The organism is Rhodococcus oxybenzonivorans (assembly GCF_003130705.1).
GTDB classification, from domain to species: Bacteria; Actinomycetota; Actinomycetes; order Mycobacteriales; family Mycobacteriaceae; genus Rhodococcus_F; species Rhodococcus_F oxybenzonivorans.
On sequence record NZ_CP021355.1, the window covers coordinates 100,881 to 113,409 of the forward strand.

The following is a 12,529-nucleotide window of genomic DNA, read 5'->3' on the forward strand; positions in this document are numbered from 1 at the left end:
GGTGCGAGAGCATCATCGAACCGGGCTGATGCTAGTGGCCTTACGTCTCCTGGCGGTGAGGGTCTGGTCGTGGTCCGTACGCGTCATCAAACCCGAAAAGCCGCTGCCCACAGTGGGCGCGGGATTGGAAGGCCGCGGTCGCCCCATTCAACGGGCCCCGGAATTGGTTGCGCCGACTATCTCGATAGATCCGTACGCATTCTCCACTCGACCGCTGCTCGAGGTCTCCAAATAATGAGATCGTTCGCTCCGTCGATCCGTCACTGGACCGACCCCTCACGGACATCACGGGTCGAGCGCGACCGGCTGGGGTACTGCGCGGATCGGGCGTGTCCGGTAGTCCGGAGTGCCGGTCGTGTTCAGGCTGCGCCGGTTCAGCAGTGAGCCGGCGCAGCACTCTCCATTGCCGGAGCCGGGTCAGTGCTCAGCGTCGAACGCTTCCTGGATCCGGCGGGGATGCGGCCGCGTGCGGGGTATGCGGATTAGCCCTGGGTCGCACGTCGCCTGCCGCCCGACCCTCCGGGTACTCCCGTGTCTTCCCCGCGCTATGAACTGTGGAATCGGCACGTCCCCTTTTAGATCAGATCCAGTCGATGTGGACGGAGTCGATGTGGTCGAAGTGGAATCCGAATTGGTCGCTGTATCTGTCGAAGCCCTTGTTCTCCGGGTAGTCGAGGGTGGCGTGCCGCTCGAGCAACGCCACGACCCGGGCGTGATCGTCGTCGGCCAGTGCGGCGGCGAGTTCGCGGGACTCGTCAGGGCTGAACGGGGTGTCGGAGTTCGCGAAGTCCAGGGTGCGGACCCGGTAGTCGTAGCCCTCGTCGGCGCCGTTGCGGACCATCACCCCACCCTTGACCCGGATGACCGCGGTCTTCGGTGTTCCATCCGGGCGTAACACCCCGGCACGTTTCATGATGTCCTCTGCCCGCACGTTTTTGAGTTTCTTGCTCGCATCGGCCCGTAACTCGTTCGTCTCCCCCGACCGGTACCGGGACACCGCGGAACGGGACCGGCCGATCTTCGCCGCCACCGCATCGATACCACCCAATCGCTCGATCGCCGCCCGCCGCTGGGCCCGCTCGAGCACATCCGCATGCGGGATACGCCCTTGCTGGGCCCACCGGCGCAGCGTGCGGTCCGACGGCGGGGTGCGGCCGGCATCGACCGCCGCCTGACGTAAACCCTCGTTACCGAGTTCGGTGCGCAGTTGTGTGACCGTCACCTTGCTGGTCAGCCCGGCCAGTCCCCCGGTTTTGACCTGCTTCGACTTCTCCACCCCGCTGGTCGCGGCGTTCGCCACCGAGACCTTGAGGCCGTCGAGACCGACCGCCTGTTGGGCCGGCTTCCTGGTGCGGGGTTTGGGAAGATGCAAAGCCATCAGAGCACCCCCTCCCCGTCGACGTCGGCGGCGTCCTCGTCGTCGGCGAAGGCGGCCTTGATCGCCAGATTCACCTCGTGCACATCCGCAGCCGACGCCACCGCGTCCAGGAGGGTGTCGGTGAGGACCACATCCTTTTCCACCGTCATCTTCCCCAGCGCCTCACTTTCGTCGGCAATGTCCTCACCACCTGGGAGGAGGTACACCCAGGAGTCGGTGACGGTGCGGACCGGCCAACGCTGGTGTTCGCGGGCGATCCGCATCGCGACACGGCGGCCCCGCCACCGGCAATGCGCGATGATCGACGCCCGCCACAACGGTTGATGATGATGTTGCATCCGGGTCGCGGTCCACATGTCCGGGTTCACCATCCGCCCGATGTACCCCTTGTAGCAGGACCCGACGAATCCCTTCATCGCCGCATCCCGGGTGTCCACCGCGGTTTTGCGGGCCTCGCGCAGGATCTTCGCCCACTTGTCCAGCACCCGCCCCTGCCGTGGGTACACCCACGCCTCGGTGATGTCGAGGTCGTCGAGATCGGCGCCGATACCCCCGTCGGCCACCGGTGCACACAACCCGTCGATACTGACCGACGTGACCCAGGTCTGCACCGGCTGATCGGCGAGCATGTGCGGATGCGGCAACGGCAGTTTCTCCGGCAGTGACAAGGTCTGCCCCGCGGGCAGGGTGATCCGCCACAACCCGAACGGGGCGCCCTTCTCCCCTGATGCTGCGGCGGCCGCCGCCCCACCGGTCAGATGCTTCGGTTGCCCGTAACCGAGTTCGAGCATCCCCGCCGAGGCCAAATAGGCGGCGCGTTGGTCGATCGACACCAACCGGCACACATTATCGAGGTCACTTGCCTCCGGTACCCGGGTCCAGCCGACCGCGGGCTCGAGGTCCCCACGCGGCGCCCCATCGAGCGGCGGCACCGGTCCCGGGGTGGTGACGACGATGCCCTTACCGCTGCGGCTGCGTTCTCGTTTGATCTTGTCGATGATCGCCGCGCCGGTGCGGGCCGGGGTCGGCCCGGGAAGCACCCCGAGATGCTGCGCGCACCACGCCAGCCGGCGGCCCAACTCCCGGGCGGCGAGGAGGTCGTCGTCCGGGAGATAGGTGCCCGCGGCCGGTGAGCCGAGGACACCCATATCGCCGACCCGGTTGTGCCAGCCGAAGTCCTTGTTCCAATAGGTCCACACATACGGTTCGATCACCACATCGACCATCGAGGTGAAGTTCCCGATCGTGCGGGACAAATGCACCACATGCCCGGGTTCCCCGCGCAGCTCCCACCCCGCACCGAGCAACGGGGGCAGGGTGGCATGCAGGGTCGCGGTCAACTCGGTGGCGGCGCGGGTCCGCAACGCTTCCATGTCGTCGACGTCGTCCTCACTGCCCGGATCGATGACCCACCCGAGTAGCTCGCACGCGGCCAATCCGACGACCCAGATCTGCGCGGGTGCCCCCAACGGGGTCAGTGAGGCCCAGCGAATCAGCTTGTCCAGCTTTTCGAGTGAATCGACCGGACCGGTCAGCTCCCGCCCGGACGGGGTGTACGTCCCGGCCGCGGTCACGATCACCGCATGACCATCCGCGGCCTCCCCCGCCGGCAGCGCCTCCCACACCGGCGGATCGACCGCGACGCTCCCGGCCTCGGTGGTGTTTACGTCGGCGGTGTCCACGTCGGGAGACTTCGGGCCCGTGGGAATTTCGGCGATCGTGGGAGTTTCGGCGACGTCAACTTGCGCGTCCGACTCAGCGTCCCCCTGCTCGTGTGAGTCGGCGTTCCCCGGCTCGTGTGATTCAGGGTGTGTGGCGACGGTGGGTTCCGGGCCCGACTCGTCGGTTGCATCCGCCTGATCGGTTGAGTTGGGGGAACCGTCTTTTTCGCAGGATTCGGGGGGCGTCGTCGGGGTGGTGTCGGGCAGTGTGAAGAGGGGGATTTGCTCCCACGGGGAGCTCATGACTCCTGCTCGGCGATCCGGCCGTCGAGATCGGCCGGTGGGACGCGGTAGCGGTCGAAGAATTCTTGCAGGGCGACGTCCACGACGTTGGTCACCGTGGATTGGCGGTGGTTCACCAGCCAGTTCAACCGGGCCTCCGTCGAGGCCAGTACCCGGGTGTTGAGCGGAACTTTCGTCGGCCCCTTCCTCGGCTCCAGCTTCGCCGTCAACTCCGGACTCGGCATTCCCGACCCGGAGACACCTTCCGCACCGGAACCTTCCTTCCCCGACCGGGCGGCACCGCCGCGCCCGCCCCCGGTCGGGCGGCGGGCGCCGCCCCCGGCAGTTCCCGTCTTCGCCATACCCACCCACTCGTCTCCGCCCGTGTTACTTCGGTTGACTCATCCTACCCACTACACGCCTACTTGCGCGCATCTACGCGCGCACACTTGCGTGCATATTTGTGCAGAGTTGGTGCGGAACACTTGCGACGGCGGCATTGACGGCTTTTGCCCGCCGCGGGTCGGTGGCCGGTTACCGTCTGTCGGTATGGGGACCACCTTCCACGGGCCGAGCCCGTGGCCGCACATCACCCGCGCCATCCGCACCCGGGGTGCCCGGTACGCCGCGATCGGCTATCTCGGGCAGGACGCACCCGAGTTGCTTCCGCTGCGCGCCGGGGACCTGTTGGTCGTCAACGCCTCCAAGGCCGCCATCCGGGCGCACGCCACCTCCCCCGCCGCCCTCTCCTACTATCTGAACAAGGGGGTGCGGGTGCTGTCGTCACCGACCCTGCACGCGAAAGTGATCGCTACCAGCACCCGGGCGGTGATCGGGTCGGCGAACGCGTCCGAAAACTCCACCCTCGCCGACGACGCCGTGGTCATCACCGACGACCCCGACATCGTCGCCGGTGTCCGCACGTTCATTAACAGCCTCGACGAGATCACCGAGGTCGATCAGGTGTTCCTCGACGACGCGATCCTCGAGTGGGAGATCGGCCGCGCCGTCCCACTGCCCGGGGTCACCGGCCGCGTTCGCACCGAAATAGATTTCCTGCCCGCGCCGGTGCGCCGGATGTTTATCAAACACGCCGTCGAGTATCAACCCACCGACACCGAACAACAGGTCCTCGACAACCAGCGGGGCCGGCATTCGACGGCGGGCGGGCCGGTGGTGAAGTACCAGCTCGAGTCGCTCCGCCTCGACACACGCGGCACCATTCGGCGCGGTGACGTGATTGTCTTCGTCGACACCGGCGACGAGTGGATCTACCCGCCGGCCGTGGTGATCTCCGATCCGATGCCGATCCCGCGGTCGGGCGGAGCGGTGTTGTTTTTCCTGCGCACCCGCACCGACCTGCCACCCGTGCCTCTCACCGACGCCGAGAAGGCGCTCACCGACCTCGGGCACCCCGGGTCACGGCTGCGGACCGATCACTACGTCCGCTCCCCCCACCTCCGCACGGCGCTGCTCGCACTATGGGACCTCTGAGCGGACACGGACACGAAATGAGCCGCGCACCAACACCAACCGCCCATTCTCCTCGAAATGCTTCGAGGTCTGCACCGAACTCGTCGGCGCTCTCTCCCACGAGATCCCATACTCGACAATGCCTGGTGTGTAACTGCCGCTTTCACCCTCAACGGCGAACACAGTCTCTGTCGATGCCACCGAACCGATTCCACCACTACCCACTCCCCACGAGAAGTCACTGCCTGGGTGGGTTGATACCCATGAGCCACCAGACGCGCGCCGCGACTTGCACAATATGTCGCCCCCGACTTGCGTTGCTAGCTAGCGTAGCGTGGTTAGCTATCCTCGCCTTGTAGTCTCGGCCGCAGAGCGTCTGGACGCTCCTTGACGGAGATGCCACTTCTGCGGCAGGCCATTCTATTTCGTCGGAGAAGAAGACAACCGGGCCGCTCGGGCACTTACGTCACGGTGATGAAAATTGGCTCTCCCCCGCCGCAAAGACGGCACGACATCCAATCACCAACCGCTCAGCAACTTAACGTCATCACCGCCCACTTCGGGATCGTGTGGCGGAATGTAGGTCTGCGGTGAGTGGCGGCTTCACCAGGGACCTCCGAGGAGATCGCGACGAAAGCTCGACGGATAAACGTCGCTGCATCGTGCGGGCTGTTGGTGTTTATTTGCGGCGACGGCGGACTCGATACGACACCGCAGGTTTCGTCGTCCAGGTGTGGATCGTCGAACCCGGTCACCACCACCAGCGCGGTTACAGTGCGGATCGGGGGTCTTGTCGACCACCGAACCGTCGTAACGGCGCGCCAGCTCGCGCCCAGCGGCGAGGACCTGAGCCATGGCGTCATCGCGATCGGACGCACGCTTCCCCGCGCACCCTCCGAGCTGTCCGGGTCACCGATCGTCGCCTACGTGGTGCCGCCCCCAGCCCGTACCGGCGGTCGAACTCCTGCGTGGACATCCAGCACGGACACCAGTCCCGGCGTCGGCCCATCCGGGCGCAGCAACTCTTCGAACGGCTGGGGAGGCGCGACCGCCGGGCCGGATCGTTGTGGTCGTGGTCCGACTTTTAGGAAACCTCACAATTCTCGCCCCGGGTCATGTCTTACGGTCGGTGATCCTTGTCGTCGGTGGGGTGTTGAGCTTGCAATTCGGTGAGGGTGGCATCGAGTGCGGAGGCCAGTTCGTTGTCCGTGGGTACGACCTCGCGAAGCTGGTCGGGCAGGGTGTCGTAGGTGTAGTTCGCCACCGCCAGCGGTGCGGGTGCCCCGGCGAGGGAGTATCGGACGGTGTTGTCGTTGCGGCCGGCGCACAGCAGGATCCCGATGGTGGGGGCGTGCTGGCCGTGGATCCGCAGGTTCTCGTCGATCCAGGCGACGTAGAAGCCAAGCTTGCCGGCGTATTCGGGTTGGAACCGTCCGACCTTGAGCTCGACGACCACGAACCGGGACTGAGTCCAGTTGAAGAACAGCAGGTCGATGTAGAAATCGTCGTCGTCGACGGTGAAGTGGTACTGCCGACCGACGAAGGCGAAGCCGTGGCCGAGTTCGAGCAGGAAGCGTTCGAGCCGGGTCATCAGCGCGGTCTCGAGTTCGCGTTCGGCGACCTTGGTGGTCAGGCCTAGGAAGTCGAAAACGTATGGGTCGCGGACCAGTTGTTGGGCCAGATCCGAGTCCTCGCGGGCAGGTGGTCGGAAAAGTTCGACGGCGCGGCCGCGATCCGCTCGTGCAGACGCCCGGCGATCTGGTGGGCCAGGACGTCGCGGGACCAGCCGTGTTCGGCCGCTTGGGCGGCGTACCACTCACGGTGCGGCTGAGTGTCGAGCTTGTCGAGCAGGACAGTGACGTGCCCCCACGGCAATCGTGCAACGGGGCGTTGCACGATTTCATCGGGCCAGGCCGCAGCGAACGAGCGCATATAGAACAGGTTGCGCCGGGACAGTCCGCGCATGTCCGGGAAGGCGGAGCGCAGGTCCTTCGCGAGCTGGTCGATGACCTTGGTGCCCCACCCCTGTGCCTGTTGCCGCTCCAAGATGGCCCGGCCGAGGTCCCAGTACAGCAGCAGGAGCTCGGTGTTGACGACCCGTGACGCCCGGGTCCGGGACCGGCTCACCTGCGCCTTGAGCTGCTCGAGGAACCGGGGGTAGTCGTCGGGCAACATCAACGCAGGATCTGTCACCGCCCCATCCTTGCGCATGGCTTTTACGGGGAGGACACCCGCCGCCGACGTCGTGTGTCACTGATCGAGGTCTCATCAACGGTCGAATGGGAGACGACGAGGAGGGCCTCACCGGTCGAGTGCCACGGGACACCGCAAGGGGCCTGGTAACCGCGGAGGCGAATACATCGCAACGCCCCCGCCCGCGACCCACTGACCAGCAGCCGCGGTCGATCAGTTCGTGTGGGTGAAGAGGTCGTCCGGTTGATCAGTCCGGCTGCGTCCGGCGTCGCGCCTGACGGCGGACGTGGCGGGCCATGAGATACGCCCGGTTCTTCTCGCCGCGGAAGATCTCGCGATTAACCGCCTGCTCGATCATTCCCGGGGCCTCGAGCACACGCTGCGCGGCCAGACGCATCAACTCGGCACGATCGGACCCCACCTGTGCGGCCAAAGTGTCGAGCCTGTCCCGCAGCGGGGCATCGAAGTGCACATTCACCCTGGCGGAAAAGATTTCGGGCCGAAGATCGCGCAACGGTGCGATGGCCTCCAGGTCCGCGGTGAGATCACCGGGCTCATCGAGGAGGCGCCGCAGGGCAACCCGAAGAAGCGCGGTGCTGAGCTTGTCCCCGTGTCGGCCGGCGAGGCCCCAGATCTGTTGCCTGCTGGACGGGTTGACCATGACCTCGACCTTCTCGGACAGTCCGGTCCGCCCGGTCTCGCGGAGCATCGGATGTTTGTAGCGGCCGGGGGTTTCCAGGAATCGGTGCAGGGCAATCCGCATGAGTGCGCTGACCGTGGTGTCGTACCGGGCGGCCAGCGCCGTGAACTTCTGTACTGTGTCCGGTTCCAGTTTGAGCGTGAGCATGACCAGCGGGATCGCCCGCCGAACTGCCGAGAGTCGCCGCGCCTCCTCGAGACGATTGCCGACCGCTTTGGGCTGGGTGACCAGTCGTCGGCAGGCTACGCGGATCAGCGCCCCGAACCGGCGCGGTCCGATGCCCTCGGCCATCTCGTCGAGTCGGTTTTTGGTCTCCGGGTCGAAGCGCAGCGCGATGGGATCACCCACCGGGATCCGCCCTGGCCTCGACTCCGTCATCCCTCGATCTTCCCGTCCTTCTCGTCCGCCGGTGCGCATCAGTGTGCCCCGGCATCGGCCGGCCGTTCCATCACTCGCACTCGGCGGTGATCGCCGATGCAGGACACCACTGGGTGATTTCGAGACTCCCCCGCTTGTTACCGGTGGGAATTGCGAACGTACATGCCGCCAGCCATTCGCCCCGGGAGGTACGCCCCCAAGCCCGGAGCAGTCCGCGGACTCGAACATCCAGGTCGAGCCCTTCGGCTCGCACTCGAAGGGGCAGGTCATTCGCGGATCGTCCGCCGTCATGAGCGATGGCGGCCGAGACGTCGACCATGACCCGCTGAGGTGGGTCGACGACCCGCCACGGCTTCGGGTCGTAGACCGGCTCCCATTGTTCGAACACACTTTCGATCTTAACTGTTATCGTGATGGTCGCCGCCAGCGGTCGGCGAGGGAAGCGCGGGCCGCTGGCGTCGCCCTTCGTTTCCACGCCGAGTCGGCGCTCTACCTGGCACGATAAACCCGAAACCCGCCCCATCGTGGGCGATGAGAGACACCGAGGAGACCCGCATATGGCATTGCCCCTCATGACCCCCGAGCAGCGTGCCGAAGCACTGGAGAAAGCCGCGGTAGCACGGAAAGCACGGACCGAACTGCTGTCCGCGGTGAAGGCCGGTGACCTCACGGTCGCAGGAGTCCTCGCGAAGGCGGAGACGGACGACATCGTCAAGAAGACCAAGGTATCGGCCCTGGTCAAGGCCCTGCCTGGCGTCGGGAAGGTACGGGCAACGCAAATCCTCGAGGAGCTGTCGATCGCTGACACCCGCCGAATCGGTGGCCTGGGCACGAACCAGCGTCAGGCACTCCTCGACATCACCGCCTGACCCGGCAAAGACCGGAATATCAGCGGCCGCGAGGCCGTTGAAAGACGCGACGGTGTTCGACCCAGTGCCCCGGGTACCACATCAGAATCGTCGCTTCGAGCGACCACTTGCCGAGAGGCGCACTGGCGGGCACCGTCACCCTGACCGGGTCAGACCTACAGTGCGTAGCGTGCCCCGGGCAGGATACGAAGCCGCTGACACCACCAGCTGCCGGCGGCTTCCCACGGAAAAGGCCCTCGAAGGGACAGGTCGAGACCGGCTTGCCGCCCTGCGTCAGCTCCGCCGATTGACACTGCCCGAACCCTCACGTCGACACGACGCGTCGAGCGGGACCGACTAGGGTATTGCGTGAATCAGGCGTGCCCGGTAGTCCGGAGTATCGGGCGTGTTCAGGCCGCGCCGGTTCAGCACGGAGCCGCCCAGGCGAGGGAAAGCCACCGGCTTCAATCCCCGCAGGAAGTGAACCACCACGGCCCGGCTCGTCAGGGCGGACAATCGGCGGGTGGGCCATGCTCAACGTGGGCTGATTGCCCCGATGTTGGCGACCCTGGGCACTTTGCCTGCGGGTGAATCCAGTGGATCCTGGGCAGCGGAAATCAAGTACGACGGCTGCCGACTGCTGGCCTCTGCCGGTGGCCGAAGCGATCCGGTTCTGTGGTCGCGGAATCTGAACGTGGTGACGTCGTCGTATCCGGAACTGGTCGAGGCCTTGGCCGACGCTTTTGGCGGCGGCCGCCGGGTGGTGCTCGACGGGGAGGTCGTTGCGTTGGGAGCCGATGGGCGGCCTTCGTTCGGCCGTTTGCAACGACGCATGCATGTGGCGCGCCCGTCGACGGTGCTGCGCCGCCAGGTCACGGTCAACTTTTTCGCGTTCGACCTGCTTGTTCTGAACGGCAAGGATGTGATGTCGGTGCCGTATCTCGATCGCCGGTCGGCACTCGCCGAGCTTGTCCCCTCACACGGTGCGGGTCTGCCGGTACAGGCACCTCCGCATTGGCTCGGACTGAGCGCGGACACCATGCTCGGTGTGGCCCGTGAAACCGGGATGGAAGGTGTGGTTTTCAAGAAGGTGTCCTCGATCTACCTGCCGGGCAGGAGAACTCGTTCGTGGGTGAAAACTCTTGTGAGACAGAGAATGTCGGCCATCGTGATTGGCTGGGTCGCGGGCGGTGGGGCGCAGCGGAACGTGGTCGGATCGCTCATCCTTGGCGCCTATGACACCGAGGGAGTCTTGAGGCACATCGGTCATGTAGGGACCGGTTTTACTGCCTCGATGCGCCGGCAACTGCGCGACCAACTGGGGAAACTTGAGCGCCCGACCAGCCCCCTTCCAGCCTCGTCAACACATGGTGACGCGCCTCGTGGTGTGTCTTGGGTCGAGCCTCGGGTTGTCGTTGACGTCGAGTTCCGCGAGTTCAGCGAGAGTGGCGGCCTGAGACACTCGTCGTTCAAAGGGCAGCGATCGGATATCCCGCCCGAGGACGCCACCCTGCCCGAGCAGCGCTGACGGGAACGCCATCCGCTGCAGAAACCGCCGCTGGTGGGTCTGGGAGAATGAAGCTCTCCGAGCTAGAGGATCACGTGGAAGTCGGGGAGAGAGTTAGGCATGGCGTATGACTGAGAATCCGGCAACCCCCGCTGCTGTGACGATCGGCGACACGGTACGGCTGCACCCTCAGGGGGTTTCGAGGTTCAAGATCCTCGATATCGAGGACGGCCGAGCACTGATCGAGGCCGTGGTGCAAAGCCCAGGCACCTACCCGTTCAGCGTCCAGGTGAAATATCTCGTCCCAGCCGATTCCTAGCGCCCCACACCCCCGGATCAGGCTTTCTGTCACGCGCCCGGGCCATCCGATCAGCCAAGCGGCGCACCGCCCGCTCGTCGGGGATACCGACCATCCTGGCGCGCTCGTGGGCCGCAAGGAACGCCGTGATCTCTGCGTTCCCGTGCTGGCGGTCTCGGTGCTGGAACGCTCGGCGCGCCTCGGCCAGGTCCTCGAGGACCAACCACTGGAAGCGATCTAGATTGGCGGCGATCTCGGCCATCCGCGCACGCTGTGATCGAGCCTCGCGCCACCGGTGGGCCAGGGACGCCGCGGACAGCAGCGCATCGACGACGACACCGCGGAACTCGCTGATCACGGAGCGGCCGTTTCCTCATCACCGGCCACGCTGGACACAGTCCGCCCACTCCTTGCCTGGTCTTCCCGTAAGGTCGCGCGGGCGAGCATCTGCTCCATCTGCGGCCACCCGAACCGGAGATCGGCAGGTGTCATCCCCGCGCGGGTATCCAGGTCCGGCTCGAACGCAGTGAAGACCACCCTCGCCGCCGGTGCGAGAACATCGCATTCAACGGCGTGCACGGTCTCATAAGGCCACCGTTCCTCGTTGCCAGCGGTGTCGGGCTCTCCGAACAGCTCGGTCAGTCGGTGCCGAACGTAACCGAGCTGTTCGAGTTCGGTCTCGGTGCAAAAGTCAGTCAAAACTCCCCCTCGTGCGTTGTCGTTGCCTTGTTCAGGCTGTCGGCCTTTCCCCAGCTACGCAGGATTTCGGCTTCGTCGCCTGACAGTCCCAGTATTTCAGCAACTTTGCGCTCTTCGTCTTCCCGGTCGGCGGCAACCACCTGTGCGCTGTCGGTCGCAGTAATGTCTCAACGGTGGTCGGAGGGTGGGTTGACGGCGTAGTGAAACATCGCGGTTGCATCCCACGCTGAGGGGCCGGGTAGGCGATGAAATTCCCCACTGCTGCGCAGGGTGATGAGCAGAGGCACCCGCTCACTGACGTCGGCGCGGGCAAATGTGTAGGACAGGACGACTTCGTTTCCTGTGGCCTCGTCGGTCTGACTGTCCTGACCGGCAGCGTTGTTGCTGAGCTGCCAGTGCAGCTCTCGGTCCTCGGGGTCAGTGGCGCGGCAGGTGAACGTGACCGTCTCGCCGATCTCCATCCGCACCCCGGTTTGGGTAATCGCGTTCGTGACGCCGTCATGGATGTTGCCGAAGTTGTCGGTGATCGAGTCGACGACGGGATAGTACATACTCGACTGCTCCTTGGTGTTGCGGTAGATCGCGATGCGGTTCCGGAGTTCGCCAGAAATTCCGAGAACTAGGTGCTCCTCGAAAGGATGCAGGACACGGGCGTGCATCGTGGGGTTGCGGAACCCGGCGATCTTCGACAGATACGTCTCGATGTGCTTCTTCGTGCCCAACGCTGGAGCGAACGCACCCCATCGCTTCTCCAAGATCAGGACTTGGAGCTGGGTGAAATCGGTGTAATCGATCAAGTCGGTGCTCACCACCGTTGCAGGGCGCCGGCCGCGCTCATCAGCCATCTTTGCAGCGAGCTTCGCCTCGTCTACAACCCCACCCTCGCGCGCCGCCTCCAGCCAGGACGACCCCAGCACGACGCGAACCAGTTGGCGCAGATCAAGTTCGACTAAACGCACCGCCTCATAGGGATTCACGACATCCATTGTCTCAGCCCGACCGATACCTCAGCCACACCGCTGGCGCGGGCGATCGAGGGTGTGCAGGCAGGCTCTGAAAATCTGCGCGCATGATCGCTCGGCGCGAGACGGGAGTCGGGCGACAGCCGGTCG

Annotated in this window: 12 protein-coding genes and 1 pseudogene; 4 read left to right on the forward strand and 9 right to left on the reverse strand. The window is 65.5% G+C overall.

The window, feature by feature from the left end:
• Positions 1 to 580 precede the first annotated feature (580 nt).
• From CBI38_RS31285 to CBI38_RS31295, 3 genes are read right to left on the reverse strand one after another with little or no spacing between them, the layout of a single operon-like run.
• Positions 581 to 1,378, reverse strand: coding sequence for a hypothetical protein (locus tag CBI38_RS31285; RefSeq protein ID WP_109335529.1), 798 nt, complete (start codon positions 1,376 to 1,378; stop codon positions 581 to 583).
• The gene (locus CBI38_RS31290) at positions 1,378 to 3,342 is read right to left on the reverse strand and encodes an ICP22 family protein (RefSeq protein ID WP_109335530.1); all 1,965 of its coding nucleotides are present in this window, start codon (positions 3,340 to 3,342) and stop codon (positions 1,378 to 1,380) included. Before CBI38_RS31290 ends, CBI38_RS31285 begins: the two co-directional genes overlap by 1 nt.
• The gene (locus CBI38_RS31295; RefSeq protein ID WP_109335531.1) at positions 3,339 to 3,683 is read right to left on the reverse strand and encodes a hypothetical protein; all 345 of its coding nucleotides are present in this window, start codon (positions 3,681 to 3,683) and stop codon (positions 3,339 to 3,341) included. The genes CBI38_RS31290 and CBI38_RS31295 overlap by 4 nt, the downstream gene beginning before the upstream one ends.
• 187 nt (positions 3,684 to 3,870) lie before the next feature.
• Here CBI38_RS31295 and CBI38_RS31300 point away from each other — a divergent pair, with 187 nt between their 5' ends.
• Positions 3,871 to 4,815: a phospholipase D family protein gene (locus CBI38_RS31300; protein WP_109335532.1), complete on the forward strand. Its 945-nt coding sequence runs from the start codon at positions 3,871 to 3,873 to the stop codon at positions 4,813 to 4,815.
• A gap of 1,099 nt (positions 4,816 to 5,914) precedes the next feature.
• On the opposite strand, the pseudogene CBI38_RS31310 reads toward CBI38_RS31300, so the two are convergent.
• From CBI38_RS31310 to CBI38_RS31320, 3 genes and pseudogenes are all read right to left on the reverse strand, one after another.
• A pseudogene (locus tag CBI38_RS31310) lies at positions 5,915 to 7,005 on the reverse strand (PDDEXK nuclease domain-containing protein).
• Between the two features lie 229 nt (positions 7,006 to 7,234).
• Positions 7,235 to 8,065, reverse strand: coding sequence for a ribbon-helix-helix domain-containing protein (locus CBI38_RS31315; protein WP_109335533.1), 831 nt, complete (start codon positions 8,063 to 8,065; stop codon positions 7,235 to 7,237).
• Between the two features lie 70 nt (positions 8,066 to 8,135).
• Positions 8,136 to 8,453: a hypothetical protein gene (locus tag CBI38_RS31320; protein ID WP_109335534.1), complete on the reverse strand. Its 318-nt coding sequence runs from the start codon at positions 8,451 to 8,453 to the stop codon at positions 8,136 to 8,138.
• A 169-nt stretch (positions 8,454 to 8,622) separates the two neighbouring features.
• Between CBI38_RS31320 and mihF the strand changes: the two genes are divergently transcribed.
• From mihF to CBI38_RS31335, 3 genes are all read left to right on the forward strand, one after another.
• Entirely contained in the window at positions 8,623 to 8,934 is a 312-nt protein-coding gene (mihF, locus tag CBI38_RS31325; protein ID WP_204165036.1) for an integration host factor, actinobacterial type, read from the forward strand.
• A gap of 535 nt (positions 8,935 to 9,469) precedes the next feature.
• Positions 9,470 to 10,441 (forward strand): non-homologous end-joining DNA ligase, encoded by a 972-nt coding sequence (ligD, locus tag CBI38_RS31330; protein WP_109335535.1) that lies wholly within the window; start codon positions 9,470 to 9,472, stop codon positions 10,439 to 10,441.
• Between the two features lie 106 nt (positions 10,442 to 10,547).
• Positions 10,548 to 10,739 carry a hypothetical protein gene (locus CBI38_RS31335; RefSeq protein WP_109335536.1) on the forward strand — a complete coding sequence of 64 codons (192 nt, stop codon included), beginning with the start codon at positions 10,548 to 10,550 and terminating at the stop codon, positions 10,737 to 10,739.
• Here CBI38_RS31335 and CBI38_RS31340 read toward each other — a convergent pair.
• The 3 genes from CBI38_RS31340 to CBI38_RS31350 form a co-directional block, all read right to left on the reverse strand.
• Positions 10,699 to 11,076 (reverse strand): hypothetical protein, encoded by a 378-nt coding sequence (locus CBI38_RS31340; RefSeq protein WP_109335537.1) that lies wholly within the window; start codon positions 11,074 to 11,076, stop codon positions 10,699 to 10,701. The two genes, CBI38_RS31335 and CBI38_RS31340, sit on opposite strands and share 41 nt — an antisense overlap.
• The gene (locus CBI38_RS31345) at positions 11,073 to 11,417 is read right to left on the reverse strand and encodes a hypothetical protein (protein ID WP_109335538.1); all 345 of its coding nucleotides are present in this window, start codon (positions 11,415 to 11,417) and stop codon (positions 11,073 to 11,075) included. Before CBI38_RS31345 ends, CBI38_RS31340 begins: the two co-directional genes overlap by 4 nt.
• A 167-nt stretch (positions 11,418 to 11,584) precedes the next feature.
• Entirely contained in the window at positions 11,585 to 12,403 is an 819-nt protein-coding gene (locus CBI38_RS31350) for an immunoglobulin domain-containing family protein (protein ID WP_109335539.1), read from the reverse strand.
• Between the last annotated feature and the right edge of the window lie 126 nt (positions 12,404 to 12,529).

Excerpts from the sequence above, each read along its gene's own strand:
- CBI38_RS31285 (WP_109335529.1), bottom strand. The coding sequence starts at position 1,378 with ATGGCTTTGCATCTTCCCAAACCCCGCACCAGGAAGCCGGCCCAACAG.
- CBI38_RS31290 (WP_109335530.1), bottom strand. The coding sequence starts at position 3,342 with ATGAGCTCCCCGTGGGAGCAAATCCCCCTCTTCACACTGCCCGACACC.
- CBI38_RS31295 (WP_109335531.1), bottom strand. The coding sequence starts at position 3,683 with ATGGCGAAGACGGGAACTGCCGGGGGCGGCGCCCGCCGCCCGACCGGG.
- CBI38_RS31300 (WP_109335532.1), top strand. The coding sequence starts at position 3,871 with ATGGGGACCACCTTCCACGGGCCGAGCCCGTGGCCGCACATCACCCGC.
- CBI38_RS31315 (WP_109335533.1), bottom strand. The coding sequence starts at position 8,065 with ATGACGGAGTCGAGGCCAGGGCGGATCCCGGTGGGTGATCCCATCGCG.
- mihF (WP_204165036.1), top strand. The coding sequence starts at position 8,623 with ATGGCATTGCCCCTCATGACCCCCGAGCAGCGTGCCGAAGCACTGGAG.
- ligD (WP_109335535.1), top strand. The coding sequence starts at position 9,470 with ATGTTGGCGACCCTGGGCACTTTGCCTGCGGGTGAATCCAGTGGATCC.
- CBI38_RS31335 (WP_109335536.1), top strand. The coding sequence starts at position 10,548 with ATGACTGAGAATCCGGCAACCCCCGCTGCTGTGACGATCGGCGACACG.
- CBI38_RS31350 (WP_109335539.1), bottom strand. The coding sequence starts at position 12,403 with ATGGATGTCGTGAATCCCTATGAGGCGGTGCGTTTAGTCGAACTTGAT.